The organism is Alloalcanivorax xenomutans (assembly GCF_900217905.1).
Classification (GTDB): Bacteria; Pseudomonadota; Gammaproteobacteria; order Pseudomonadales; family Alcanivoracaceae; genus Alloalcanivorax; species Alloalcanivorax xenomutans.
On the sequence record NZ_OBMO01000017.1, the window covers coordinates 1 to 25,018 of the forward strand.

General features: G+C 63.0%; 25 protein-coding genes. 9 read left to right on the forward strand and 16 right to left on the reverse strand.

Annotated elements, in window-relative coordinates:
* Positions 1-171: 171 nt before the first annotated feature.
* Positions 172-684 (reverse strand): DUF2505 domain-containing protein, encoded by a 513-nt coding sequence (locus tag CRO06_RS13910; RefSeq protein WP_022995990.1) that lies wholly within the window; start codon positions 682-684, stop codon positions 172-174.
* Between the two features lie 123 nt (positions 685-807).
* Here CRO06_RS13910 and CRO06_RS13915 point away from each other — a divergent pair, with 123 nt between their 5' ends.
* The 6 genes from CRO06_RS13915 (at position 808) to CRO06_RS13940 (ending at position 7,556) form a co-directional block, all read left to right on the forward strand.
* Complete coding sequence (locus CRO06_RS13915; RefSeq protein ID WP_026949615.1) at positions 808-2,004, forward strand: saccharopine dehydrogenase family protein; 1,197 nt, start codon at positions 808-810, stop codon at positions 2,002-2,004.
* 194 nt (positions 2,005-2,198) lie between these two features.
* On the forward strand, positions 2,199-2,708 hold the full coding sequence (locus CRO06_RS13920) for a sigma-70 family RNA polymerase sigma factor (protein WP_022995992.1): 510 nt from the start codon (positions 2,199-2,201) through the stop codon (positions 2,706-2,708).
* Positions 2,705-3,721: a FecR domain-containing protein gene (locus CRO06_RS13925; protein ID WP_097058695.1), complete on the forward strand. Its 1,017-nt coding sequence runs from the start codon at positions 2,705-2,707 to the stop codon at positions 3,719-3,721. The genes CRO06_RS13920 and CRO06_RS13925 overlap by 4 nt, the downstream gene beginning before the upstream one ends.
* A gap of 67 nt (positions 3,722-3,788) precedes the next feature.
* The gene (locus tag CRO06_RS13930; RefSeq protein ID WP_097058696.1) at positions 3,789-6,209 is read left to right on the forward strand and encodes a TonB-dependent receptor; all 2,421 of its coding nucleotides are present in this window, start codon (positions 3,789-3,791) and stop codon (positions 6,207-6,209) included.
* Between the two features lie 22 nt (positions 6,210-6,231).
* Complete coding sequence (locus CRO06_RS13935; RefSeq protein WP_097058697.1) at positions 6,232-7,368, forward strand: PepSY-associated TM helix domain-containing protein; 1,137 nt, start codon at positions 6,232-6,234, stop codon at positions 7,366-7,368.
* Positions 7,365-7,556 carry a hypothetical protein gene (locus CRO06_RS13940; protein WP_097058698.1) on the forward strand — a complete coding sequence of 64 codons (192 nt, stop codon included), beginning with the start codon at positions 7,365-7,367 and terminating at the stop codon, positions 7,554-7,556. The genes CRO06_RS13935 and CRO06_RS13940 overlap by 4 nt, the downstream gene beginning before the upstream one ends.
* Positions 7,557-7,804: 248 nt before the next feature.
* On the opposite strand, the gene CRO06_RS13945 is transcribed toward CRO06_RS13940, so the two are convergent.
* The 7 genes from CRO06_RS13945 to CRO06_RS13975 all read right to left on the reverse strand — a co-directional run bounded on the left by CRO06_RS13945 (position 7,805) and on the right by CRO06_RS13975 (position 14,352).
* Positions 7,805-9,124, reverse strand: a complete 1,320-nt coding sequence (locus CRO06_RS13945) for a TRAP transporter large permease (RefSeq protein ID WP_097058699.1) — start codon at positions 9,122-9,124, stop codon at positions 7,805-7,807.
* Positions 9,121-9,663: a TRAP transporter small permease subunit gene (locus CRO06_RS13950; protein ID WP_063141554.1), complete on the reverse strand. Its 543-nt coding sequence runs from the start codon at positions 9,661-9,663 to the stop codon at positions 9,121-9,123. Before CRO06_RS13950 ends, CRO06_RS13945 begins: the two co-directional genes overlap by 4 nt.
* A gap of 11 nt (positions 9,664-9,674) precedes the next feature.
* Positions 9,675-10,763 carry a TRAP transporter substrate-binding protein gene (locus CRO06_RS13955; RefSeq protein ID WP_063141552.1) on the reverse strand — a complete coding sequence of 363 codons (1,089 nt, stop codon included), beginning with the start codon at positions 10,761-10,763 and terminating at the stop codon, positions 9,675-9,677.
* A 337-nt stretch (positions 10,764-11,100) separates the two neighbouring features.
* Complete coding sequence (locus tag CRO06_RS13960; RefSeq protein WP_097058700.1) at positions 11,101-11,547, reverse strand: Lrp/AsnC family transcriptional regulator; 447 nt, start codon at positions 11,545-11,547, stop codon at positions 11,101-11,103.
* A gap of 57 nt (positions 11,548-11,604) precedes the next feature.
* Positions 11,605-12,546 (reverse strand): metal-dependent hydrolase, encoded by a 942-nt coding sequence (locus CRO06_RS13965; RefSeq protein WP_063141550.1) that lies wholly within the window; start codon positions 12,544-12,546, stop codon positions 11,605-11,607.
* Positions 12,547-12,656: 110 nt separating this feature from the next.
* Positions 12,657-13,532, reverse strand: coding sequence for an alpha/beta fold hydrolase (locus CRO06_RS13970; protein WP_097058701.1), 876 nt, complete (start codon positions 13,530-13,532; stop codon positions 12,657-12,659).
* On the reverse strand, positions 13,501-14,352 hold the full coding sequence (locus tag CRO06_RS13975; protein ID WP_080531141.1) for an alpha/beta fold hydrolase: 852 nt from the start codon (positions 14,350-14,352) through the stop codon (positions 13,501-13,503). The genes CRO06_RS13970 and CRO06_RS13975 overlap by 32 nt, the downstream gene beginning before the upstream one ends.
* A 192-nt stretch (positions 14,353-14,544) precedes the next feature.
* Between CRO06_RS13975 and xthA the strand changes: the two genes are divergently transcribed.
* Positions 14,545-15,366, forward strand: a complete 822-nt coding sequence (gene xthA / locus CRO06_RS13980; RefSeq protein ID WP_022996003.1) for an exodeoxyribonuclease III — start codon at positions 14,545-14,547, stop codon at positions 15,364-15,366.
* Positions 15,363-16,454, forward strand: a complete 1,092-nt coding sequence (locus tag CRO06_RS13985; protein WP_026949605.1) for an ion transporter — start codon at positions 15,363-15,365, stop codon at positions 16,452-16,454. Before xthA ends, CRO06_RS13985 begins: the two co-directional genes overlap by 4 nt.
* Before the next feature lie 98 nt (positions 16,455-16,552).
* Here the strand turns inward: CRO06_RS13985 and sixA are convergent, their stop codons facing one another.
* From sixA to CRO06_RS14010, 5 genes are all read right to left on the reverse strand, one after another.
* The gene (gene sixA, locus CRO06_RS13990) at positions 16,553-17,023 is read right to left on the reverse strand and encodes a phosphohistidine phosphatase SixA (RefSeq protein ID WP_097058702.1); all 471 of its coding nucleotides are present in this window, start codon (positions 17,021-17,023) and stop codon (positions 16,553-16,555) included.
* On the reverse strand, positions 17,020-18,045 hold the full coding sequence (locus CRO06_RS13995) for an NAD(P)H-dependent glycerol-3-phosphate dehydrogenase (protein WP_022996006.1): 1,026 nt from the start codon (positions 18,043-18,045) through the stop codon (positions 17,020-17,022). Before CRO06_RS13995 ends, sixA begins: the two co-directional genes overlap by 4 nt.
* A gap of 130 nt (positions 18,046-18,175) precedes the next feature.
* The gene (gene htpG / locus CRO06_RS14000; protein ID WP_097058703.1) at positions 18,176-20,053 is read right to left on the reverse strand and encodes a molecular chaperone HtpG; all 1,878 of its coding nucleotides are present in this window, start codon (positions 20,051-20,053) and stop codon (positions 18,176-18,178) included.
* A gap of 78 nt (positions 20,054-20,131) precedes the next feature.
* Positions 20,132-21,031, reverse strand: coding sequence for a TIGR01777 family oxidoreductase (locus tag CRO06_RS14005; RefSeq protein ID WP_063141540.1), 900 nt, complete (start codon positions 21,029-21,031; stop codon positions 20,132-20,134).
* The gene (locus CRO06_RS14010; protein ID WP_026949602.1) at positions 21,028-22,557 is read right to left on the reverse strand and encodes an LSm family protein; all 1,530 of its coding nucleotides are present in this window, start codon (positions 22,555-22,557) and stop codon (positions 21,028-21,030) included. Before CRO06_RS14010 ends, CRO06_RS14005 begins: the two co-directional genes overlap by 4 nt.
* Positions 22,558-22,905: 348 nt before the next feature.
* Here CRO06_RS14010 and CRO06_RS14015 point away from each other — a divergent pair, with 348 nt between their 5' ends.
* Positions 22,906-23,145, forward strand: a complete 240-nt coding sequence (locus tag CRO06_RS14015; RefSeq protein ID WP_014995007.1) for a PA3496 family putative envelope integrity protein — start codon at positions 22,906-22,908, stop codon at positions 23,143-23,145.
* 89 nt (positions 23,146-23,234) lie between these two features.
* On the opposite strand, the gene CRO06_RS14020 is transcribed toward CRO06_RS14015, so the two are convergent.
* Genes CRO06_RS14020 through CRO06_RS14030 form a run of 3 tightly spaced genes read right to left on the reverse strand, consistent with a single transcriptional unit; the run spans position 23,235 to position 24,999 of the window.
* Positions 23,235-23,642, reverse strand: coding sequence for a DCC1-like thiol-disulfide oxidoreductase family protein (locus CRO06_RS14020; RefSeq protein WP_097058704.1), 408 nt, complete (start codon positions 23,640-23,642; stop codon positions 23,235-23,237).
* 42 nt (positions 23,643-23,684) lie between these two features.
* A complete protein-coding gene (locus CRO06_RS14025; protein ID WP_097058705.1) occupies positions 23,685-24,404 on the reverse strand; it encodes a DUF4328 domain-containing protein in 720 nt (239 codons plus the stop codon).
* Positions 24,405-24,438: 34 nt separating this feature from the next.
* The gene (locus tag CRO06_RS14030; protein ID WP_097058706.1) at positions 24,439-24,999 is read right to left on the reverse strand and encodes a GNAT family N-acetyltransferase; all 561 of its coding nucleotides are present in this window, start codon (positions 24,997-24,999) and stop codon (positions 24,439-24,441) included.
* Positions 25,000-25,018: the final 19 nt, after the last annotated feature.

Genomic DNA, 25,018 nt, shown 5'->3' on the forward strand with positions numbered 1-25,018 from the left:
CCCAAAGTACGACGCCACATGACGCTGGGAGGGCTCACCCCCAACGCCTATGCGGCTACTTTACAGTCCGTGTCTACTTAAATGGGGCCAGTCCACACTATTAACTATTAACTATTAACTATTAACTATTAACTATTCACTGTTAACTCTTCCCTGTTCCCTATTAACTCTTCACTGCTTTTCTTTTATATACCGCAGCGTGGCCCGATAGTCCCCTTCCAACGCCTGGTCGAAACGCTGGCCGATCAGTTTTTCCAGTTTGCCGCCCACCAGGGGCACCGAGGAGCGCACCGCCACCTGGGTGATCTGGCGGGATTCGCCGCCGCCATCGCTGCCGGGTAGCAGTGTCATGGTGCCGCTGACTTTCACCGGCACATTGCCGAGGGCGAAGCGGTATTCCGCGCGGTACCCGCCTTCCGGCGCCGGGTGCCAACGGAATTCCGTGGTCAGGTCGGCCCGGGTGGGCAAAAAGCGGCGGGCGAAACCGGGAATTTTGTCGGCGCGGATGGTAATCGGCTGGACGATGCGGATCAGCGCGCCGTCCTCGGTCTGTTCAAAGGCATCAAAGCGATAATCCTCCACCTTCCCCCAGGCATAACGCTGCTCGAAAAACGCCTTGCTGGTCAGAATCGCGTACAACGTTTCCACATCCACCGGATAGCGGCGCTCCACCGTCATTTCCATGTTGTCTCCCGAACGTTTTTTCGTATTGGCCAGTAAGCCTGTGTGCAAAGAACTCTATGATGGGCCAGAAACGGCGGGGAAGGTACACTGGAATACCAGTTCTGAACAGGATCGGGGGGCAGCATGAGCGACGCACGTCCCTATGCCTTGGTGTTATACGGCGCCACCGGTTTCACCGGCGGGCTCACCGCCCGCTACCTGAGCTGTCATTTGCCCCGGGATGTCCGCTGGGCCATCGCCGGACGGCACCGTGATGGTCTGGAGAAAATCGCCGCCGCCCTGGAACAGCGCGGCCACCGTCCGGATCTGCTGATTGCCTGCAGCGACGACGACACCAGCCTCGATGCCATGGCCGCCAGGACCCGGGTACTGGCCAGCACGGTGGGGCCCTATGTCCGTCATGGTGAACCGCTGGTGCGGGCCTGCATCAGCCAAGGTACCCACTACTGTGATCTCACCGGTGAGCCGGAGTTCGTCAATCGCCTGCTGCTGGAACACCATGCCGCTGCCCGCGACGCCGGCTGTGCCATCGTCAACAGTTGCGGCTTTGACTCCATTCCCTACGATGCCGGCGTGCTGTTCACCATCAACCGGCTGACCCAGGCCCACGGCCGCCCGCTGGACCAGCCGGTAACGGTGGAAGGGGCGCTGACCGCTTCCGCCGAGTTTTCCGGCGGCACCTGGCATTCCGCCCTGGAGGCCTTCGCCCGCCCCGGCGCCAATCGCGACAGCCTGCGCCGGGCCAACGAGCAACTGCGCCGGGACTATCCGAGACAGGTCGCCACTGTGCCCTTCCGCGCACGGCGCGACGCGGATCTGGGCGGCTGGCTGGCACCGCTGCCAACCATCGACCCGATGGTGGTGCTGCGCTCCGCCCGCGCTCTGGAGCGCTATGGCCCGCAATTCCGCTATGGCCATTACCTGGCCAGCGGCAATCCGCTCAAGCTGGGCCTGGGCGCCGCCGCCGTCGGCGCGTTGATCGGCGCGGCGCAAGTGGGCCCGCTGCGGCGCTGGCTGTTGCAACGCCGCCCCGCTGGCGAAGGCCCGGACGCGGCCACCCGTGCCCGCTCCTGGTTCCAGGTGCGGCTGCGCGGCCGTTGCGGAGACAGCGAAGTGCTGTGCCGGGTATCCGGTGGCGATCCCGGCTACGACGAAACCGCCTGCATGCTTGCCGAAACCGCCATGGCGCTGGCTCTGGATCCAGGCCAACCGCGGGACACCGGCGTCATCACACCAGTGATGGCGCTGCGCGACCAACTGCTGGAGCGCCTGATCAACGCCGGCATCCGTTTCGAGGAGATCCACGAGTCCAGCGGATAAGGAAACCAGGTGAACAGCCCATTCGCTTGCAGCGGCCCGCCGCCCGGACAAACTCCCACAGCGGCTTCGCGGTCCTTTCCGTGGAAACCGCCGGGCAGCATCGGGCCTTTCCCACAATTGCGCGCTGCCGCGTCAGCCCCCATAATGATAACCATTATTATTATCATGAATGAGCACGGGGAAGACGATCCGCGATGGCGAGTGGCGGCCAGTGGCACCAGCAAATCGACCGGCTTTATGGCGACCACCAGCGCTGGCTGGTGAACTGGTTCCGTCGCAAGCTCGGCTGCCATCAGCGCGCCGATGACCTCACCCACGACACATTCATGCGCCTGCTGGTGCGCCGGGAAGCCATTACCGTGCGCGAACCGCGGGCCTTCCTCACCACCCTGGCCAACCGGGTGCTGTCCAACCACTGGCGCCGCGAGCAAGTGGAAGCCGCTTACTTGAAGAGTCTGGCGGCACTGCCCGAGGAGCAGGCGCCCTCGCCAGAGGAACACGCTCTGCTGCTGGAAGCCTTGCACCAGGTGGACCGGATGCTGGGGGATCTGCCGTTGCCGGTGAAGCGTGCTTTTCTTTACGCCCAGTTGGACGGCCTCACCCATCAGGCCATCGCCGACAAGCTGAACCTGTCGATCAGCACGGTGAAGCGCTACCTGATTCGCGCCTCCGCCCAATGCTACTTCGCTCTGGAAAGCGCATGAGTGAGTTCTGGTCCGCCGACACCGAGGAAGGGCTGCCCACTCCTCCGGACATTCCCAAGGAGATCGCCCGGCAGGCGGTGGAATGGCTGGTGGAATGGCAATCCGGTGACATGGCCGCCGACCGCCAGGAGGCGTTTCGCCATTGGCATGATGCCGATCCGGATCACCGCCGCGCCTGGCGGCACATCGAGCAGGTCAACCAGCGCCTGCGCGATCTCGGCGGGCCGCGCCGGGCGCCGCTGGCCCGGGCTACCCTGCTCACGCCTCCTCTCTCTTCCCGGTCGCGCACGCGTCGGCGTCTGGTGCAATCGCTGGTCGCCGCCTTGTTTCTCGGTGGCGGCGCCTGGAGTACCCGTGATGCCTGGCCGGTGTGGCGGGCGGACTTGCGCACCGCGGTGGGCGAGCGTGCAACCCACCGGCTCGAGGACGGCACCGAGCTGACACTGAATACCGACAGCGCCGTGGATGTACTGTTCGACGATCAACAAAGGCGGCTGCGCCTGGTCGCCGGTGAAATCATGGTCAACACGGGTCAGGACCGCCGTCCTCTGGTGGTCGAAACCGGGCAGGGAGAACTGCGCCCGCTGGGCACCCGCTTCACGGTACGGGTTCTGGACGATGCCGTTCGTCTCAGCGTGCTTGAAGGCGTGGTGGCGATCCACCCCCGCGGTCAGGGGCACGAGGCCGCCAGGGTGCCGGCCGGCCAGCAGCGGCGCTTCAATGCCTTCGACGTGGCGCCGGCGGCTCCTCTGGACGACAACGCCGCGGCCTGGACCCATGGCATGCTGGTGGCCAGCAATCTGCGTCTGGCGGATTTCCTGACGGAACTGGATCGCTATCGCAATGGTTCTCTGAGTTGCGATCCAGCGGTGGCCGATCTGCGCTTGTCCGGCACCTACCCGCTGGCCGACAGCGACCGCGTACTGACCGCCCTGCCCGGCATCCTGCCGGTGGAAGTGCGCTTCCTGACCCGCTATTGGGTACGGATTTTGCCAAAATCGTCTTCCGGGTGAGCTGTTTCGCACGACTCGCGGGACATAGGAGGTAAAGCCACTTCTCTCCCTTGACCCGGAGTCCCTGATGTCTGTTTTGCTGACCTCCCTTGCTTACCGGTCCCTTCCCTCCCTGGGGCGGTCCCTGCTTGTCGCCCTGAGCCTTGGCCTGCCGCTGCTGCCCGCCGCCGCGCTGGCCCAGAATGCGACTCCCAGCGCCGATGCGCGACAGCGCTACAGTATCCCCGCCGGCCCCCTGGAAGCCGCTTTGAACCGTTTCGGACAACAGGCGCGGATCCTGCTGTCGTTCTCTCCCGAGCTGGTCAAGGATCAGCGCAGCCCCGGACTCAATGGCAGCTATACGGTGGCGGACGGCCTCCAGCAGTTGCTGGCGGGCACGGCGCTGCAGGCGCGCGCCAACGGCCAGGGCGGCTATCAAATCCAACCGGCGGCTTCGCGTCTGGCGCCGATCGACGTCAACGCCGATGTTCCGGCCTCCAGCGGTGCCATGCCGGTGCCGGTCTACGCCGGCGGTCAGGTGGCCAGCGGCGGCCGAGTCGGCGTGCTGGGCGACATGGATATGATGGAAGCGCCGTTCAATATCACCGCCTACACCGCCGAACTGGTGGACGATCAGCAGGCGCGCAGCGTCGCCGATATTCTGGTCAACAACAGCGCCGCGGTACGTCTCACCGGCGCCCGGGGCGACCTCAACGACAGCTACACCATTCGCGGCTTTCCGGTGAACAACCATGATGTGGCACTCAATGGCGTCTATGGCCTGCTGCCCTATTGGCGGGTACCGATTGAGTTCGCCGAGCGGGTGGAACTGATCCGCGGCCCCAACGCCCTGCTCAACGGCATGGCCCCCAGCGGCAGCGTCGGCGGCGCCATCAACGTGGTGCCCAAACGGGCGGCGGCGCAGCCGCTGACCCGGCTCAGCGTGGACTACACCTCCGACAGTCAGGTCGGCACTCATGTGGATGCGGGGCGACGGTTCGGTGACGAAAAGCGTTTCGGCGTGCGCTTCAACGGCGTCTATCGTCAGGGTGACACCGCTCTGGAAGACCAGAGCCGGGAATTCCCGTTGATGACTCTGGCGCTGGATTATCAGGGCGAGCGTTTGCGACTGTCCTCCGATCTGCTGTTCCAGAAGGAGAAACTCAACGGAGTGATCCGGCCGATCCAGGTGGCTGAAGGCGTGTCGATGCCGGACGCACCGGACTCCGACCGTCTGTTCGGCATGAAAAACTCCTATTCCGACGCCCAGACCTTATCCATCGCCAACAACGCCGAGTACGACTTCAATGATCACCTCACCGGCTTTCTTACCTTCGGTGGTCGCGAAAATGAATGGGACACCGAAGCCGCCAATGTTGTGGTTACCGATGGGGACAGCGGCGCGTCGGACTTCGGCTCGGCGCGCCAACGCGCCGAACGGCGCACCCTGGTGGCGCAGACTGGCCTGCGCGGACGCTTCGCCACCGGCGCCGTGAACCATCAGTGGTCACTGAGTGTGAATCGTCTTAAACATCGCGAAGGCGTCGTTTATGATTTTGGCGCACCCGTGACCGGCAATCTCTACGCTCCAGCCAAGGATCTGGACGTGGACTACTCCTCCCTGGATGGCCACATTCCCACCACCCAGGAATACGTCTTCAGCGGTCTAACCCTCACCGACCGCTTGTTGATGCTGGACGACCGCCTGCAATTGACCCTGGGCGCTCGCCGTCAGTGGATCAAGACCGATAACTACGATCAGAAAACCGGCGCCAAAACCAGCGATTACAACGAACAACTCTGGACTCCCCTGATCGGCCTGGCGGTCATGCCGTTGAACAACCTGACCTTCTATGCCAACGCCATCCAAGGCCTCAGTCCCGGCGATGCCGCGCCGCTCACCGCCAGCAATCCGGGCACCATTCTGGCCCCCTATAAAACCAAACAGTTCGAAGTAGGCGCGAAGTACGACAGCGGCCGGTTTGGTGCCACCCTCGCCGCTTTCCAGATCAAAAAACCCAGCGCCTACGTGAACAGTGACAATGTTTTCAAAGCCGACGGCGGACAGCGTAATCGAGGCGTGGAAGTGAGTCTTTTCGGTGAACCGGTAAACGGCCTGCGCGTACTTTCCGGTCTGAGTTATATCCAGCCTCGCCTGACCGATACAGAAGGCGGTGACAATAACGATAACGACGCCCCCGGCGTTTCCCGCAAGCAGGCCAACCTGGGTCTCGACTGGGATCTGTCACGCCAAATCAGTCTCGGCGCCCGCTGGATTTACACCGGCGAAGCTTATCTGGACGCCGCCAACACCCGCACTATTCCCGACTGGCACCGGGTGGACCTGGGCGCCCGCTACCGGCTCAATCTTTCCGGTACGCCCGTGGTACTGCGCGCCAACCTGGAAAACGCCTTTGGCGAGGATTACTGGCAGGGCGCCAGCGGTTATGAAGGGGTGAACATCGGCGTGCCACGCACGCTCACCCTTTCCGTCACCGTGGACCTGTGAAGCGCGCTAAGGGAGAACCATCATGACACCACGTGCCTTTCGCCTCTGGTCCTTCGTGCACAAGTGGAGCAGCCTGATCGCCACCGTGTTCATGCTGATGCTGTGCCTGACCGGTCTGCCGCTGATCTTTCATCATGAGATCGAACATCTGACGCTGCCGGAGCTGGAAACCCTGCCCAAGGACCACACGGCGGTGCCGGTACAGAGCATCATCGACCAAGCGGATCGCAACCGCCCGGATGAACAAGTCCTCTACGCGTTCTTCGACGACGAGGATCCACTGGTGATGGTGGCCACCGGCGCCTCGCCGATGAGCCTGCCGGAGACCTTTCACTATCAGACCTTCGATCTGCGTAATGGCCGGCGCCTGGACGTGGCGCAACCCACGGAAGGCTTCATGTATGTGATGAGGCGTCTGCACGTGGATTTGTTCGCCGCGCTGCCGGGCATGCTGTTTCTGGGATTGATGGGACTTCTGGTGATGATCGCCATCGTCAGCGGCGTGGTGCTGTACGCGCCGTTCATGCGCAAACAGCCCTTCGCCACGGTACGCACCCAACGCAGCCGGCGCCTGCGCTGGCTGGATCTGCACAATCTGCTGGGTATCGTCACCGTGGTCTGGCTGGCGGTGGTCACCCTGACCGGGATGATCAATACCCTGGCGGTGCCCATCGAGCGCCTGTGGCAGGCCAGCGAACTGGCGGCGATGAGCGCCTCTCATCGGGACCGGCCCGTACCGGAACACTACGCCGCCGCGGATCGGGTTACTGGCGCGGTCCGGGCCGCTTTTCCGGATAGTCACCTGCTTACCCTGGCCTTTCCCGGCACACCGTTCGCCAGCCCGCATCACTATGGTATCTATCTGGTGGGTAATACGCCGGTGACCAGCCGCGTGCTGACCCCGGTGCTGGTGGACGCCGCCAGCGGCGAGATCACCGCCACCCGCGCCATGCCCTGGTACGCCCAAACCCTGTTTCTGTCACAGCCGTTGCACTTCGGTGACTACGGCGGCCTGCCACTGAAGCTGCTGTGGGCGGTGTTGGATCTGATCACTATCGTGGTTCTTATTAGCGGATTGTATTTGTGGCTCGGCAAAGGACGCGGCAGCAAACGAGCCACGGAAGGAGAACCGGACTACCTGCTGGAGGACGCCGCATGAACACGCAGCAACGATCCGTGGCAAAACCCGCCGGGCTGTGGGGCATTTTCCGCATCCCGTTCTGGATCGGCGTGGTCAGCGCGGTGGGGCTGGTTTCCGCCCTGCTCGCCGACGGCGTCTGGGACGCCCTGTCGTGGCTGTGCCTGACGGTACCGGTGCTCATCGCCCTGCGCCCGCGACGCATTTGATCCGTCGCGGTCCTTTCCTCCCGGAAACGGGGTTGTGGATCAGCAGGCCCATGCGGATACCGGCAAGCCGACTCGCAGCTAAAGCGGCTTCCCATGGACCGGACTACGAAGCCACTGTAGGAGCCAGCCCTGCTGGCGAATTCTTTTTGCGGTGTGCCCTATTCGCCAGCAGGGCTGGCTCCTACAGCGGCTTTGTAGCGACCGGTTTTTTTGTTTCCAGGGTCCGGTTTTTGTGCGGGACAGACCAATCACCAACCAATGGCCTTGGGCAGCCAGGTGGCCACTTCGGGCACGAAGAACAGGATCATCACCGCCAGCATCTGCAACAACACAAACGGCAAGGCACCGAGATAAATGTGACGGGTGGTGATACCCGGCGGCGCCACGCCCTTGAGGAAGAACAGCGCCCAGCCAAACGGCGGCGTCAGGAACGACATTTGCAGATTCATCGCCACCAGCGTCGCCAGCCACACCATGTCGGTGCCATAGCCATGGAACACCGGCAGAAACATGGGCAACGCGATATAGGAAATCTCGATCCACTCGAGAAAGAAGCCGAGCACGAACAACAGCAACATCAGAAACAATACGGCGCCAATTTCGCCCCCGGGCAGCAGCGCGAACAGCTCATGCACCAGGTGATCGCCTCCGAGCCCACGGAAGGCCAGCGCGAAGGGCTGAGCGCACAACAGGATGAAGAACACCATGGCGGTGATGGTCAGGGTGCCGTGCAGCGTTTCGCGTAGCAACGTGGCGTTCATACGGCGGGCGGCGAGCGCGATCAAGGCGCTGCCGAGCGCCCCCATGGAGGCCGCTTCGGTGGGCGCGGCGATACCGGCGATGATCGACCCCAGCACCGCCATCATCAGCAGCAACGGCGGCAAAACGGTGCGCAGCAGGTCACGGCCCAGCCCACCCGATGTCGCCCGCTCCCCGGCGGGAATCGCCGGCACCCAGGATGGCCGCCACCGGCCCAGTATCAGCAGGAACACAACGTACACCAGCGCCAGCACCAGGCCGGGCAGGAACGCCGCGGCGAACAGCGTGCCCACCGATTCACCGACGATTTCGGCAAGCAGAATCAGCACCAGACTGGGGGGAATGATTTGCCCCAGCGTGCCCGACGCGCAAATCGTGCCGGAGGCGATGGACGGGGCGTAACCACGACGCATCAACGTCGGCAGGGTCAGCATCGCCACGGTCACCACGGTGGCGCCGACAATACCGGTGGACGCCCCCATCAGCACACCGACAATGACGATGGCGATGCCCATGCCGCCGTTCACCGGCCCCATCAGGCGGCCGATGGTTTCCAGCATGTCCTCGGCCACCCGCGATTTTTCCAGCATCACGCCCATGAACACGAACAGTGGGATCGCCAGCATGGTGTAATTGGTGACCACGCCGTAGAGGCGCGCGGGCAACAGCGAAAACAGCATGGGGCCGAAGCCGATGAAGCCGACGGTGAACCCCGATACCGCCAGTGAGATCGCCACCGGCACGCCGATCATCATCAGCGTCAGAAAGCCGCCGATCAGCGCCAGTATCAACCATTCATTACCGCTCATGGGCGGGGCTCCCGGCTATCCTCGGGTGCTGCGCGGGAAAACAACCGCGCCCCGGCACGCAGCACGTCGATCAATCCCTGCAACGCCAGTAACGCGAATCCCAATGGAATGAATACTTTGAGCAAATAGCGGTAAGGCAGGCCGCCGGGATCCGGCGATCCCTCACCGGTGTGATAGGACTGCATCACATAGGGTATCGCCAGCGTGGCGATAAGCGCGCCGACCGCCAGGGTCAACAGACTGGCGAGCAAATCGACCCATCCACGCGTGCGCGGCCCGAAGCGTTCATAAAGAAAATCCACCCGCACATCCGCGCGGTGATAGACCGCGTAGGCCATGCCGAGCAACGCGATCGGCGAGACCAGATGCCATTCGGCTTCCTGCATGCCCACCGGACTCCAGGACAACACATAACGCAGCAGCACATTGGTGGCGACCAGAACCACCAGCATCAGCACGGCGGCACGGGCCACCCAGCCTGCGGCCCGCACCACGGGCTCCAGGCGCTTCACTACAAAACGGTTCAACAACCCATCCATCAGCAAGGCTCTCACAGCATCATGAAGGCTTTTTCGCTCACCGCCGCCCAGGACTCGTGTTTGCCACGGAAATCCATGAAGGCGTCGTGCACCTTGCGCGTGGTTTTATCCGCCTTGGCCAGACTTTCGAGGGTTTCGGCGGTGACCTCCTTCAATTTCGCCACCACGTCCGCCGGCAACGGCCGGGCATCCACGCCTTCATTGGTGACCAGGTCGGTCAGGGCATCGGCGTTGACCGCTTCACACCAGGCATGGCTCTCCACATTGCACGCTTGCGCGGCGGTCCGTACCACCGCTCGCAAATCCTCGGGCAGGCTGTCCCAGGCTTTTTTGTTGATGATCAGTTCGGTGACGTTGGTCGGCTCGTGCCAACCGGTGGTGTAATAGTATTTGGCCGCCTTGTGCAGCCCGAGACGCCGGTCCTGGTAGGGACCAACAAACTCGGCGGCATCGATCACGCCCCGCTCCAGCGCCGGAAAGATTTCGCCGCCGGGCAACAGGCGCACGGTCACGCCAAGCTCGGCGTAGACCCGGCCCGCCAACCCCGGGATACGCATCTTGAGCCCATCCAGATCGCCAACATTTTCAATCGGCTTGCGGAACCAGCCCGTCATTTGGGTACCGGTGTTGCCCATTGGCATGGCCACCAGCCCGTGCTCGGCGTAGATCTGGTTCCATAATTCCAGGCCGCCACCGTGGTAAATCCAGGCGTTCATGCCCTGTGTGTTCATGCCGAAAGGTACCGTGGTGAAGTACTGCGCGGCGGGAATTCTGCCGGCCCAGAAATAGGCGTTGGCGGCGTTCATCTCCACCAGCCCCTTGGACACCGCGTCGAACCCTTCCATGGCGGGAATCAATTCGCCAGCGGCGAAATGCTGGATCTTCAGACGCCCGCCGGAGAGGATTTCCACTTTCTTGCAAAAGTCGGTGGGACTGCCCGGCCCCTGCACATAGAACGGCGCGCCCGGCGGGTAGGCGTTGGTCATCTTCCAGTTGAACGTGGTTTGCGACTCCGCGCGAACAACGGCGGGGGCACCCAGTATCGCGCCGGACGCGGCGGCCCCGGCGGTGGCGAGGAACTTGCGGCGATTCAGGGTCATGGTGGTCTGCTCCTGTTTCCATGATCAGCACCCGAAGGCATTTGTAATGCCGACCTCAGCAAGGCTCATGCCAAACCGTAGCTACCCGTAACGCTATGATTTTTATCTTTTTTCTTTTACAGCGAGCCATTCTCCATGAGCACCGGCATCGCCCAGTGCGGAGCCGGAAAACCGCACAAACGAATGACAAATGGCGTATCACCACGGGCCGGGAAGCCATTTGTCATCTGGCGGCAAACATTGGTGTCCGATCGTCAGTCCGGGGGCCGCCATCGCTGACAGATGTATGGCGCGCACCGCTTGCGTACCGCCGCACCCGCACAGTGCGAAGCCGACGCTACAGACGCGGGCCGCCACGCCGGTGCTTGACGCGGGACATCAGCATTTTGCAGTCGACGGAGAGGACCTCCGGACGGTTGAAGATGCGGCGGCGGGCAAAGGCGTCAAAGCTTTCGAAGCTGTCGGTGAGGGTGTGAATATGCAGGCTCTGCAAATCACTCATGATGTAAAGGCTGACTACTTCCTGGCAGTCCGCCAGTTCCTGGGACACCGTTTCCAACTGCGTCGGCGCCACTTTCAGATCGATGAAGAGGGAAATCACCTTGCCCAGCTTCTCCGGATTGACCACGGCGGAGAATTGCTCAATGACGCCGCTGGTCACCAGCCCCTGTACCCGGGTGCGGGCGTGGGCACGGGAAATGCCGAGCTGGCGGGCGATATCGGCGTAGGAGGCGCGCGCGTCCTTGATCAGTATATTCAGCAGAGCGCTGTCGAGTTTGTTCATGACCGGTCCACATCACCATGTGCCACCGGTCATGCAGGGTTCATGCCCTTCGCGGAGTCAGGCCGCCGCCCGCGCCGCCGGAGAGCGCGCCAGGTACGCCAGCGCCTGTTCGGTGTTTCCTTCAAAGAACGGATGGAAGCCGGGGTGAATCCAGCGCAGGGTCGCCGCCACCAGAAAGCTGAAGGTGGGCACATTGCCGGTGCGGCGCCCGGTGCGCTGCAACCGCCATAACAGTCGCGGAATCCACTGCCGGCCGATCCGGCGCACGCGCGGATCCGGATCCTGGCGCGCCAGGCTGCGCGCGCCTTCGGAGATGAAGTAAATGAACAATGGAAACACCAGCGCCATCAACGCCTGTCGGCTGACATAGAACCCCAGTTGGGTGCGGCACAGATGATCGAACAGATCGAAAGCCACGGTGCGGTGCTCGACCTCCTCCGCCAGATGCCATTTGAACAGGTCCGCCATGGCGGCGTCGCCCTGCTCTTCCCAGGACGTATTGTCCATCGCCCATTGGCCGAGTACCCCCGTGAAGTGTTCGATCGCGGCGATGAGGCCCACCCGCAGCACCAGCCAGGGCTTTTCCAGATGACGCTGCCGAAACATCGGTACCGCCAACGGCGTATCACCCAGGAAAGTGCCAAATAGCCAATCCACCCGCGCCACATAGTCCTCCACGCTCAAGCCGTGGCGGCGCAGGTACTCCTGGGCGCCGGAGTGGGCACGAGAGTGAATCGCTTCCTGGCGAATGAAGCCCTCCACCTCGGCCCGCAAAGCGTCATCGCTGATCAGCGGCAGGGCCTGGTTATAGACGCGACAGAACCACAGTTCCCCGGCAGGCAGCAGCAAATGGATGCCGTTGATCATGTAGGAGGAAAACGGGTCTTCCGGCAACCAGTGCAGTGGCGTCCCGGAGAAATCGAAGCGGACACGGCGGGCCTTCAAGGAATGGCCCGCCGCGCGATGCAGCTGTTGTGCTTTTTGTTTGGCGGTGGACATGTCGGATTCCATCTGGACGTTGTCTAGATAGAATCTAATTTACATCGATCAATGTCACTGTCAACAATGTCGAGCCACCGAAATGCCGCCGGTGCCGGTCTCGGTCGTCCTTACGAGGCCAGAAAACCCTGGATCTCCGCCGCCACCGGTTCGGGCGTATCCATATGCAAATGATGACGTCCAGGCAGGATGATCCGACGGGCGTCCCGGAGCCAGTCGAAGCGGTGCTCGAATTTCACCTCGCCGGCGAGACCATTCTCCCCCAGGATCAGCAAGGTGGGTGCTTCAATGGCACGGACAAAGCCTTCCACCTGTTCCTCGGTGAAGCGAACCGAGGAGGCAATCCGCAAACGCATGTCGGTACGCCAGGTCCAGCCGCCTTCCACCGCCACCAGCCCCCGCTCGCACAGCAGCCGCGCGGATTCGGTTTCGAGGCCGCCAAGCGCGGGCCGGCGCACCGCCACCGCGTCGTCCTGGTGGGCATAGACCGGCTTGCGCTTCTCCGGCAGGGAGTGCATCTGATCGATGGCCGTGCGCAGCGTACTGACCACTTCATTGGCCGGCGTGGCAGGCGGGCCCAGTCCTTCGATCAACACCAGTTTGCTGACCCGCTCGGGGAAAGTGGCGGCGAACAGGCAGGCCACCCCTGCTCCCATGGAATGCCCCATCAGCACGAAGCGGTCCCACCCCAATTGGTCGGCCACGGCGAGCACGTCGCGCACATGGTCCACGTAATGGGTGGCCAGCTCCGCCGGGCGGTGCTCGGAATGTCCATGGCCGGCGAAGTCCAGCGCCACCATGGGCCGGTTCAAATGCGCGGACAGCGGCAGAAAAGAAGCGGCATTGTCGAGCCAGCCATGCAGCGCCAGAATCGGTTCGCGCTCTTCCTCCGCATGTGGCCCATCCCAATACAGCGCCGCCAGGGTCTGTCCGTAGGCGGAAAAGCGGCGTTCTTCAGGCACTCTTTTGGTCGGCGGGGAGGACATGCTCGGCTCCGGTCAGTTCCACGATCAGTTCCCGCACCATTTCAGCGGTACGCTCCGGGTATTGCAACGGGTACATGTGGCCTCCTGGCGAGAACAGCCGGCGCAGACGGTGACGGCGCGCGTGCCGTGCGCCGCTGTGATGAAACGGCGGCGGCGAGTCCTGGCCGGTGACCAGGGCGCCGGGTACCTTGAGGCGGGGCATGCGCGTGAGACCGGTGGGGACTTCGCGGAAGATGGCCACTTCGATTGCCGGGCGGAAGCGCAGCCGCCAGCCGTCCCCGTGACGCTCCAGACCGGCCCGCAGATAATCCCGCAGGCAGCGCGGATCGAACGCCTTGAAGAAGCCACGGGAGCCGAAATAGCTCTCCACGTCCTCCCAGTTGTCCCAATGATCGAGCCGGGTTTTGCTGAGGCCGGCGGGGGTGAACCGGTCCTGCAGGCCCAGCGCCTTGATGCCGCGCATGACCACGCCGCGGAATCCGTTGGCCATGGGTGGATCCAGCATGATCAGCGCCTTGAACCAGTCCGGGTGGCGCTGGGCCACGTGAAACATCAGCACCGAGCCCATGGAATGGCCCAGGCCGATCAGCGGCTTGGGCAGCTCCCGCATCCACTCTTCCAGTTCCAGGCTCAGGCTTTTCCAGTCGGCGTCCACCGGGAAACGCGCATCGTGCGCCAGACACTCCATAATCCGCACATCATAGTGCTCCGCCAGCGGCGCCAGAAAGGTGTCGTAACTGTGACCGGGCACACCGTTGGCATGGGCGAACGCGAGCGTGGTTTCGCGCCCGGCGTCACCGGTGTTATCGGTATCCGTCATGCATGAACCTCAGAACCAGCGTGGAAAGGCGGACATCATAGCCACACCGGCGGGGAAACACATGGACCGATTACGACATCATGGGGGGCGAATTCGGTCAGCCGAGCGCTCAACGCAACGCAGGTCCGCTCGTGTACAATGCCCCGATGGCCGACGGCCGCCAGCGGCCGAGTAACGATCCGAGGAAAAGGCATGACTCTGATTTCTTTCAACATCAACGGTATTCGCGCCCGTCTGCATCAGTTGGAGGCGGTGATCAACAAGTACCAGCCGGCGCTGATCGGTCTGCAGGAAACCAAGGTGCAGGACAGCGAGTTTCCCGAACAGGCGGTGCGGGATATGGGTTATCACCCCTATTATTTCGGCCAGAAGGGACATTACGGCGTCGCCCTGATCACCCGTGAGCCGCTGGCGGATATTCGCTATGGCTTTCCCGGCGATGGCGAGGAAGCGCAAAAGCGCATGATCATCGGTCGTCTGCATGATCGCGATGGCGCTCCGGTGACGGTACTCAACGGCTACTTTCCGCAGGGCGAGAACCGTTCCCACCCGACCAAATTCCCGGCCAAGCAGAAGTTCTACGAGGACCTGCAACAGTACCTGGAAAGCGAACACAAGCCGGATGAACAATTGGTGATCATGGGCGATTTCAATATTTCCTCCACCGATCTGGACATTGGCATCGGCGAGGACAATCGCAAACGCTGGCTGCGCGAGGGCAAAACCAGCTTCCTGCCGGAAGAGCGCGAATGGTGGCAGCGGCTGTTGGACTGGGGGCTGGTGGACACCTTCCGCCACCTGAATCCGCAAACCAACGACGTGTTCTCCTGGTTCGATTACCGCTCCAAGGGCTTCCACCGTGATCCGCGCCGCGGCCTGCGCATCGACACCCTGCTGGCGACCCGGCCGTTGCTCGACAAGCTCAGGGACAGCGGCGTGGATTACGATATCCGCGCCATGGAGAAACCCTCCGACCACTGCCCGGTGTGGAGCCGCTTCGACCCGATCTCATGAACGTGCGCCTGAACCTGAAACGGCTGCGCCTGGATCTGGACAGCCTGGGCTATCTGGTCGATCTGGCGATGATCGGCCTGATCCTGCTCAATCTGGGACTGATCCTGTTCGACTGGCTGTTCCGCATCCCCGCCGTGCAGGATTTTCTGCACATGCTGTCACCGGCGTTTTTCAGCTTCTACCGGGACACCGTGCACGCCAATTTCCTCGAGATCGACCTCTGGTTCGTGGCGGTTTTCCTTACCGAGTTCGTGATTCGCTGGGGCTTCGCCATCGGCCGGCGCACCTACCATCGCTGGTTCTTCTACCCTTTCGCGCACTGGTACGATCTGCTCGGCTGTATTCCGGTGGGCAGTTTCCGCTGGCTGCGGATCCTGCGCGTGATCAGCCTCATGTACCGGCTGCAGAAGCGGGGCGTGGTGGATTTCACCGAGACCTATCTGGGCCGCACCGTGCTCAAGTATTACCGGATCCTGGTGGAGGAGATTTCCGACCGGGTGGTGATCAACATCCTGGAAGGCGCCCAGCGGGAGATCGTCAGCGGCGGCCAGTTGATGCATCGCATCGAGCAGGACGTGCTGCTACCGCGCCGTGACGAGCTGGTGGACTACCTCGGCGGACGCATCGCCGATGCCACCCGGCGCAGTCACGACCAGTACCGGGACCAGCTCGGCGATTATCTCAGCCACCTCACCAACGAGGCGGTGAACCGCACCCCGGCGGGCCGCCGGCTGGCGGCGATTCCGGTGGCCGGCCCCCGTGCCGTCGCCCTGCTTGGCGAGACCGTGCGCGATGCCGGCGACGCTCTGGTGGAGCAATTGGTGGAGGACATCAGCGCGCCGGCCAACCGTGAAAGGCTGGATCGTCTGATCAATGATCTGATCAACACCGCCACCAGCGGCCAGCAACAACAACTGAACACGCTGATTCGCGAAACCCTGCTCGATATTCTCGAAGAAGTGAAGGCGCAAATCGCCGTGCAGCACTGGAAGCACGAGGAAGCGGATGAGCGCATGCTCGAGGAGAAGCGCCGGCAGGAAGCCCGCAAAGCGCGCCGACAACGGCGCGAACGGGAAGCCGGGCAATAATGGAGCGAATCCTGGTTGATCGACATTCGCTTGCAAGCAGGCTTCTCACAGGGGCTTCATTGTCCTTCTCTGTGGGAAGCTGCCTTGGCAGAGAATTGTCAGCAGGGCCGCTCCGGCCCGCGCAACCATAATAGGCGGGCACCGTTGGCGGCGGCCACGTCCACATCCAGCGCCGCCACCGAACCGACCCGGAACGCCGGACGGGAGCACGGCTCACCAATCCAGGTGGCGGTGAGCAAGGACACCAGCGGCATGTGGCTGACCAGGACCAGGTTTTCCTGCTCCGGCTGCAGCATCAACCACTCCAGAAACCGCTCTGGCTGGGCCTCGGGCACCAGGTAACCGCAGGATTCCTGTTCCATGCCGCCGAACGCCTGAGCGATGCACAGCGCGGTCTGCTGCGCGCGCCGGTAGGGGCTGGCCACCAGGCGGCCCACGCTTACCCCTTCCTCACGCAAGGTTTGCCACAGGGACAACACTTCCGCGCGGCCCCGTTCGGTCAGCGGGCGCTCCGCGTCAGTGGGGGCCTTGGCCAGCGCTTCACCATGACGGCACAGGTAAACTCTCAAGATGAGGCTCCGTGGAAGCTGAATTCCACATCGTGTTTGTGTTCGCCACTCATCAGCCTCATCACCATGGTGTCCAGCGGCTGATGATCGTAAATGATGTCGTAGAGGGCGGTGGCCAGCGGCATATAGACCTGCAGCTCCCTGGCCCGCTCCGCCACCAGCTTGATGGTGTTGATCCCTTCCGCGGTCTGTCCCAGGTCCGCCACTGCCTGTTCCAGTGACTTGCCCTGCCCCAGCTCGTAACCGACCCGGTAATTGCGGGACAGCGACGAGGAACAGGTGGCGATCAGGTCGCCCACCCCGGCCAGCCCCAGAAAGGTCAGCGGATTAGCGCCCAACCCCACGGCGAAGCGGCTCATCTCCGCCAGGGCCCGGGTCAGCATGAAGCTGCGGCTGTTCTCGCCAACGCCGATGGCCGCCGCCATCCCGGACGCCACCGCGTAGATGTTCTTGAGCGCCCCGCCCAGCTCCACACCATACAGGTCCGGGTTGTCGTAGACACGAAAGTAATCACAGCTCAGGGCTTTCTGAATGGTGGCGCGCAGTTCTTCATCACCACTGGCGATGACGGTGCCGGTGAACTTGCGTTCCACGATCTCCCGCGCCAGATTGGGGCCGCTGAGCACCCCGACCCGGGTGTGCGGCCATTCGCGCTGCAACACCTGGCTCATCAGCAGGAAGCCGTCTTCCAGGATGCCCTTGGTGCAACTGACCACGATGGTGCCGTCCGGCACCCAATCGCGGGCCTGGCCGAGGACCTCCACGAAGGCGCTGCTGGGGACCGCGACGAACACCAAATCGGCGCCCTTGAGCACCTCTTCCAGGCTCTCGGATGCCACCACGCCGGCCGGCAGGGCCTGCCCTGGTAGATAGCGCGGGTTCTCACGGTCTTCATTGATGGCCGCGGCGGTTTCCGGATCGCGCACCCAGAGCCGGGTGCCGTGACCGTTTTCCGCCAGGATACTGGCCATGGCGGTACCGAAGCTGCCGCCACCGAGAATGGCCGCGGTATGTTGCGTCATGCAGGGCATCCTTTGTCCGGCGGCACGACCCCGGGGCCGCGCCGCGAATTTCCGGCATCATAAGAGCCTGGGCCGGATCTTTCCACCTTACGCCACTTTCCTGCTCCGGGTCCGTTGCCCGGCCTTCCTATCAAGCCCGTTCGGCGCGATCCTGCAGCAGTTGATTCAAGCGCCGGGCGGTGGCCGCCGGATCCTTCGGCAACTGGCCTTCAGCCAGCAGCGCCTGATCCAGCAGCAGCTGAGCCAGTTCGGCAAAGGTATCGCCGTCCTCCAGCTCCGCCATGCGCTGCATCAGCGGATGGGACAGATTCACTTCCAGGGTCGGCTTGCTCTCCGGCACCGGCTGGCCGGCGGCTTCCAGCATCATGCGCATCTGCGGGCCCAGCTCGTCGGCGCCGAGCACCAGACAGGCCGGGGATTCCACCAGCCGGGCGGTGGCGCGCACCGCTTCCACCTGCTCGTTGAGCACTTCGCCCAGACGGCCCAGCACCGGCGCATCCTGCCGCGGGTCTTCCGCCTTGTCGTCGTCATCGCCGGGCATGTCCAGCTCACCGCGCGCGGCGTTGACCAGGGTGTGCCCCTTGTACTCGGTGAGGAAGCCCATCATCCATTCGTCCACCCGCTCGGCCAGCAGCAGCACCTCGACGCCTTTCTTGCGGAACACTTCCAGGTGCGGGCTGTTCTGCGCGGCGCTCAGGCTGTCGCCCAGCAGGTAGTAAATCCGCTTGTTCTCTTCGCCGGCACGTTCGATGTAGTCATCCAGCCCCACGCTCCCCGGCGTTGGCGAGGTGGAAGAAGCAAAGCGCAGCAAACCGGCGATGGCTTCACGGTTATCGCCGTCCTCGCCGATCCCTTCCTTGAGCACCTGGCCGAATTGTTGCCAGAACGTGGCGTAGGCTTCCTGGTCACCGCTCAGCTTGCGCAGCATCTGCAGTACCCGCTTGGTCAGCGCCGCGCGGATCTTGCGCACCGGACCATAGTCCTGCAGCAATTCACGGCTGACATTCAACGGCAGGCCCGGCGCATCCACCACGCCTTTGATGAAACGCAGATACAGGGGCAGGAACTGTTCGGCGTCGTCCATGATGAACACGCGCTGAACATAGAGCTTGAGCCCCCGGCTGGCTTCCCGGTGGTACAGATCGAACGGCGCCCGCGGCGGTACGTACAACAGGCTGGTGTACTCCAGGCTGCCTTCCACCCGGTTGTGACTCCAGGTCAGTGGATCCTGGAAGTCATGGCTGACGTGACGATAGAAGCTCTTGTATTCGTCGTCGCTGATCTCCTGGCGGGGGCGCTGCCACAGGGCGGTGGCGGAATTGAGGGTTTCCAGCTTGGTGGCGTCCTCCTCCTTCTCGTCACCGGACGGCACCGCCATGCGGATCGGGAAGGCCACGTGGTCGGAATACTGCCGTACTATGCCGCGCAACTTGCCGGTGTCGACGAAGTCCTTGGCGTCGTCACGCAAATGCAGGGTAATACGGGTGCCACGGCGCGGCACCGTCAGCGTTTCCACACTGAACTCGCCCTGACCGTCGCTTTCCCAGCGCACGCCCTGCTCCGCGCTCTCTCCGGCCCGGCGGCTTTCCACGGTGACCTTGTCGGCGACGATGAATGCGGAATAGAAACCGACGCCGAACTGGCCGATCAGTTGCGCGTCCTTCTTCTGATCACCGGTGAGACTGGCGAGGAATTTTTCAGTGCCGGAACGGGCGATGGTGCCCAGATTCTCCACCACTTCCTCGCGGCTCATGCCGATGCCGTTGTCACTGATGGTCAGGGTGCCGGCGTCGGCGTCCACCGCCAGATCGATGGCCGGCTCCGGGTCTTCCTCCAACCACTCCGGGTGATCCAGCGCGGCGAAGCGCAGCTTGTCACAGGCGTCGGAGGCGTTGGATACCAGCTCACGCAGGAAAATTTCCCGGTTGCTGTACAGGGAATGGATCATCAGATGCAACAGGCGGGACACTTCCGCCTGAAAACCACGGGTCTCGCGGTCACTGCTCATCGAGGGGTCTCCGTTTTGTTGTCGGGTGCGGCTTTCGGATGGGAGAAAAATAGGGTTGGCGGCGGGAATTTCAAGGGGTCAAACCAGATCGGCCAGGGCCTGCTCCAGGTGCGGATAACGGAACACGAAGCCCTGCTCTTCCAGCCGGCGGGGATAAGCGCGCTGCCCACCGAGCATCAGCTGCGACATTTCGCCCAATGCCAGTCTCAGCAGCGGCGCCGGCATTACCCAGGGCGCCGGTCGCCGCACCGCCCGGGCCAGGGTGTGATGAAATTCGCGCTGGGTCACCGGCCCCGGCGCGGTACCGTTGAACACCCCCTCGACGCCGGGAGCGGTCAGCGCCCGGGTCAGAATCGCCACCAGATCATCCCGGTGGATCCAGCTCAACCACTGTTCACCGTTGCCGAGACGCATGCCCAGGCCGAACCGGTAAACGGGCAACAAGCTGGCCAGCATGCCACCGTTGGCGCCCAGCACCACGCCGGTACGGATGATCGTCAACCGTACGCCCAGACTGGTGACTTCACGGGCGGCCTGCTCCCAGGCGTCGCAGAGCCGGTAACCGAAGTCCTTGCGCCGGGCCGGGCTGCGTTCGGTCAGCTCGGCGTCACCGGCATCGCCGTAGAAGCCCACCGCGGAGCCGCTCACCATCACCGCCGGCGGCTGCCGCAGACGGCGCATCAGCGCCACCAACTCGTGGGTAACGCCGACCCGGGAATCCAGCAACCGCTGTTTGCGCGCCGCGCTCCAACGGCGGCTGAACAGGCTTTCGCCGGCCAGATTGACCACCGCGTCCAGCGCTTCGTCATCGGCAATGTCATCGAATGAGGCGATTATCCGGGTGCCGGGCGGGCACGACGCCAGCGCCCGTTGCTGGCTCTGGCGACTGAGCACCACCAGCCGGTGACCGAGACTGTGCAGATGATGTCCCAGGGCGCCACCGATGAAACCGGTGCCGCCGGTCATCAGAATATTCACCGAACCGCCTCCATGGACACGATATCGGGTAATGCATGGAAGTATTCCACTGTGCCGGCACCCACCGGCACAGTCAAAGTAATACGCCCGCCTTCCACCGCCTGCAAGCGCCCCTCCTGGGTTTTTCCATCCCCGGTGGTGACTCGCACCTGACGTCCCAGCAATGCCTGGTAAGGCGTCTCCGGCGCCACCGGGTCATCACCCGGCCGCGCTGGCGGCGGCGTATCGGAAATGGTGGGCGTCGCCACTTGCCAGCGGCGGCCATCGCGGCTGCCCAGGCTGTCGATGTGGGCGCCGTCCACGGCGATCTCGGCGTTGCCCGCACCCAGCGCCAGACGCAGCCAGAGCCGATCACTGGCGACCCGGGTCAGCACACCGGTGCGCTCGCGGCCACTGCTTTCGCGTACCGTCAGCTCGGTGCCGGTCAGCGGCGCCAGGGCCAGCAAGTCGGTCAGCGGCTCCGAGGTGGCCGGCCCCCTTGGTTTTACCGGCTCCGGCTGAACCGGCGGCTCCGGCGGCGGCTGGCGGCCACCGGTCATGGAACCCGGCGTCACCGCCCACCCCACCGGAGTCTTCTCCAGGCCGAGCTGACGCCGTTCACTGGCGCCATCGGAGCGGGTCAGGCGCACCTCCACCCGGCCCTCGCCGGCGGCACGGCGCAGGATCACGTTTTCCACGTCCACGTTTTGCAGTACCCCGGCGGGAAACTGGGTCTGCAAATACTGCTCCGCCACCCAGGCCAGGGTGTCCGGGTGATCGAAAGCGGCATCCACCTTGCCGTTCCGGTAGCGCAAGTGATTGGTGCGGGCGGTGAAGTCCCCCACCAGATAGCTGTTTTTCTCATCCGGCAGGACCAGTTGTATGGTGCCGCTGAAACCGCCGGGATCCCGTGGCGCCAGTGCCAGATCAAGACGGTAGCCGTTACTTATGATGCGCGTTTCCGGATATTGCTGGCCGGCGGGGGTCCAGGAAAGATGCACTTCCGGTGCCTGCTCCTCCCAGGGAGACACCAGCAAGGTGCGGCGTTCGCGGATGGCCTCCGCCGACCAGTTCAACAACAGGCTGACGGACAGTTCCGGCAATACACCGTTTCCCTGGTGCACTGTCAGCACACCATTGACGAGAGTCGCCTGGGGGGTTGTCAGATCGGTACCGTGCAGCCGGCCGCTAAGCGGATGCCCCTCGCCACGGGCCATCAGCAGGGCCGCTTCCGAGGAGCGCACGAAGGGGCTGCTGGTGATGTTGGCGGCGCCGCTCACCACCTGACCGGGCATCGAGGGAATCGTTGCGTTCTCGCGGTAGTCCACGTACATCAGTCCCAGGCCCGCCAGGGTGATCGCCAGCCCCGCGACCCGCAACAAGGCAAGCCGGCCGTAGGCCTCCCAGTTCTCCTGCACCTGCTGCAGACCCGCCACTGGCAATATGAACAGGACCAGGCTGTGACCACGCCAGGCCGCCTGCCTGATCAGCCCCACCGTGGCCATGACCGCCATGCTGACGCCCACTACCACCAGCCAATCCGCCATTGTCTCTTATCTCCCCAATCCCGGGTCCATGCCGCTCGCGGCCGCCCAAAAGGGCAGCTTACAAAGCCTCTGCGGAGCCCGCCAGCGTTTCCCCCGCCATCCGGGGATGGAGATTCCGGGCTTATGACCACGGTCACATAGCGCCGGCACCAGAAGGCCTCCGTGCAGACCCGCCCCCCGATGGAGAGACCCATCCTCGGTTGATCCGCGATGAACAAAAAAAATACTTGTATCGGGGAAAAACAGAAGTTATATAGGCGCTGAGGTAGTCGGGTTGGGAGTTTCGTTCGCGGAGTCCCCCTTGGCACCCGGTTGTTTACGGCGCTTTCGTTACCGAAAGGAGGCCCCATGAGTAACCGCCGCGCTGACCGTGACTATGAATCGGAAGATCTGCTGATGAATGATGATTTTGACCTTGTCGATGACGACAACGATGAGGAACTCCAGGAGGAACGCAGCGCCCGCGCTCGCAGTTTCAACATGGACATGCGTCATCGTATCGAGGATCGGCTGGAGGAGCGCCGTCTGAAACGGGAACTTAGCGAGTACGAGTTCCTTGATTTTGAAGACGACGATACTCTGCACTGAACCTCACCGGCCTCCGTCACCCTTCGGGGCTGACGGAGCCCGCCGGTATCTTTTTATTCTTTTTTCAAAAAAAAACGGGAAAACGTCACTTAGAAGCGTTCATTGTTCGCTTTGCCGAGGTTATTGATTTTGCTTTTCCTCAGTGCCTTGAGTAACAGGTTACGCAGGGCGCGCAACATCGGATACAGCACGGACGCGACCCTGGGCGAACGGAACATCCAGTAATTCAGGCGGTTGAACACCCCGGAACGGCTGCCCATCAATGCCAGCGCGTGGATGGCGTCGGCACCGTAATAGAGTTGATCCCCGACCTTCAACACCATGCCCTGATCAATGTCCCAGCCACGGGCCGTAATCTCGCGCAGGATATCAGTGTCCTCACGCGCATCGACCAGCTGCGGGGGGCCTACCGCATCACGCAGGCGAACCCAGCGGCAATAGTTGTCGCAGGCGGGGCATTGTTTGTCATAGACCAATACGACTTTTCGCTCGCTCACACCGTGCTCCAACACAAGGCCGCCGCCCCTACTCCCGATGGTTCAGCGCTCATCAGCATGCTGCAAGAGATAGAGGCGCCGAACCAGGATGATGAGACTGAGCGTCAGGGGAATCTCAAGGACATCCCCCGCCATCGTAGCCAGGTTGGCGGCAACGAAATGGTTCAGGGATTCCGCATTGCGGGTCAGACTGAATGCTACGTTGCCCAGCATTATCGATATCACCCACATCGCCCACCATGCGTACATCAAACCTGGCGGACGCTGGCCTTTCCAATGAGCAGGGGCGGCACTGGCGCACCAGATTTCCTGCATGGCCTTCAACGGCTGCCAGAGATTGGCGATGGGAATGAAATACCATCCCACCGACCATCCCGGTGAAATCGTCATGCCCTCCGCCCCGAGGCGGCGCGCGTTCTTGCTAGCGCGATAGATCCAGCGCGCCACCAAAACGAAACAGCTGAGCCTTACCGCCAACTGAAGCAGGCCAATCCCTGCCTGCCGCATGTCGTTGGCAACCAGAACCTCGTCGGCAAGTAGCGCACCCTGTTTCAAGTCCATCAGCATTTTCAGTTCAAGCCCCCCGGAGACCATCCCCACTACTGACAATACGATATTGGCGTACAGAAAACGTTTGACCCATCGTGTCAGAGTGGCCGCGGGGATCAAATCCCCGGTATGCACGGAACGCTCCTGCAGATCAGCCCGCGGCGGTGCGTAAAACCGGCTCTCCTCCCTGTTAATACTTCCCTGCTGTTTCATCCTCTGACTTCCTGTTCACGCTTATACGATTAGGTCAGCGCCGACGCCATTGCCCGGCGGACAGCCGGTAAAGACAGTGCTCCCGTATTGGCATGCCTTCCGGCACGCTGGGATGGTCAAAGGTTTCCTCCTGCCGCTCCATGCCCAGCCGCTCCATCACCGCCTGGGAGCGATAATTCAGCACACTGGTGAAGGCAACGATTTCCTCCAGTTCCAGGTTGTCAAAACCAAACTCGAGCACCGCTCTGGCGGCTTCCGTGGCATAGCCATTGCCCCAGGCATCGCGGCGCAAACGCCAGCCGATTTCCACACACGGCTGGAATGGCAGCATGACGTTGGGAATATTGAGGCCAACAAAGCCCAGAAACCGCTTCTGTTGCTGTTGCTCCAGCGCCCAGAAGCCCCAGCCGCGTTCGGCGATCAATGCCTCGCAATGATCCGCCATGGCCTGGCTCTGCGCCTCGTTCATGGTCTCGGGGAAGAATTGCATCACTTCCGGGTCCGCGTTCATAGCCGCGAACGGAGCACGATCCGCGGGCCGCCACTGGCGCAAACGCAGACGCTCGGTGTTCAGTTCGGCAACCGGTTGTTTCATCACTCCCTCCGAGGCAATA

Bases quoted from the DNA above. Each gene is read 5' to 3' on its own strand.
- CRO06_RS13910 (WP_022995990.1), bottom strand. From the start codon at position 684: ATGGAAATGACGGTGGAGCGCCGCTATCCGGTGGATGTGGAAACGTTG.
- CRO06_RS13915 (WP_026949615.1), top strand. From the start codon at position 808: ATGAGCGACGCACGTCCCTATGCCTTGGTGTTATACGGCGCCACCGGT.
- CRO06_RS13920 (WP_022995992.1), top strand. From the start codon at position 2,199: ATGGCGAGTGGCGGCCAGTGGCACCAGCAAATCGACCGGCTTTATGGC.
- CRO06_RS13925 (WP_097058695.1), top strand. From the start codon at position 2,705: ATGAGTGAGTTCTGGTCCGCCGACACCGAGGAAGGGCTGCCCACTCCT.
- CRO06_RS13930 (WP_097058696.1), top strand. From the start codon at position 3,789: ATGTCTGTTTTGCTGACCTCCCTTGCTTACCGGTCCCTTCCCTCCCTG.
- CRO06_RS13935 (WP_097058697.1), top strand. From the start codon at position 6,232: ATGACACCACGTGCCTTTCGCCTCTGGTCCTTCGTGCACAAGTGGAGC.
- CRO06_RS13940 (WP_097058698.1), top strand. From the start codon at position 7,365: ATGAACACGCAGCAACGATCCGTGGCAAAACCCGCCGGGCTGTGGGGC.
- CRO06_RS13945 (WP_097058699.1), bottom strand. From the start codon at position 9,124: ATGAGCGGTAATGAATGGTTGATACTGGCGCTGATCGGCGGCTTTCTG.
- CRO06_RS13950 (WP_063141554.1), bottom strand. From the start codon at position 9,663: ATGGATGGGTTGTTGAACCGTTTTGTAGTGAAGCGCCTGGAGCCCGTG.
- CRO06_RS13955 (WP_063141552.1), bottom strand. From the start codon at position 10,763: ATGACCCTGAATCGCCGCAAGTTCCTCGCCACCGCCGGGGCCGCCGCG.
- CRO06_RS13960 (WP_097058700.1), bottom strand. From the start codon at position 11,547: ATGAACAAACTCGACAGCGCTCTGCTGAATATACTGATCAAGGACGCG.
- CRO06_RS13965 (WP_063141550.1), bottom strand. From the start codon at position 12,546: ATGTCCACCGCCAAACAAAAAGCACAACAGCTGCATCGCGCGGCGGGC.
- CRO06_RS13970 (WP_097058701.1), bottom strand. From the start codon at position 13,532: ATGTCCTCCCCGCCGACCAAAAGAGTGCCTGAAGAACGCCGCTTTTCC.
- CRO06_RS13975 (WP_080531141.1), bottom strand. From the start codon at position 14,352: ATGACGGATACCGATAACACCGGTGACGCCGGGCGCGAAACCACGCTC.
- xthA (WP_022996003.1), top strand. From the start codon at position 14,545: ATGACTCTGATTTCTTTCAACATCAACGGTATTCGCGCCCGTCTGCAT.
- CRO06_RS13985 (WP_026949605.1), top strand. From the start codon at position 15,363: ATGAACGTGCGCCTGAACCTGAAACGGCTGCGCCTGGATCTGGACAGC.
- CRO06_RS13995 (WP_022996006.1), bottom strand. From the start codon at position 18,045: ATGACGCAACATACCGCGGCCATTCTCGGTGGCGGCAGCTTCGGTACC.
- htpG (WP_097058703.1), bottom strand. From the start codon at position 20,053: ATGAGCAGTGACCGCGAGACCCGTGGTTTTCAGGCGGAAGTGTCCCGC.
- CRO06_RS14010 (WP_026949602.1), bottom strand. From the start codon at position 22,557: ATGGCGGATTGGCTGGTGGTAGTGGGCGTCAGCATGGCGGTCATGGCC.
- CRO06_RS14015 (WP_014995007.1), top strand. From the start codon at position 22,906: ATGAGTAACCGCCGCGCTGACCGTGACTATGAATCGGAAGATCTGCTG.
- CRO06_RS14025 (WP_097058705.1), bottom strand. From the start codon at position 24,404: ATGAAACAGCAGGGAAGTATTAACAGGGAGGAGAGCCGGTTTTACGCA.
- CRO06_RS14030 (WP_097058706.1), bottom strand. From the start codon at position 24,999: ATGAAACAACCGGTTGCCGAACTGAACACCGAGCGTCTGCGTTTGCGC.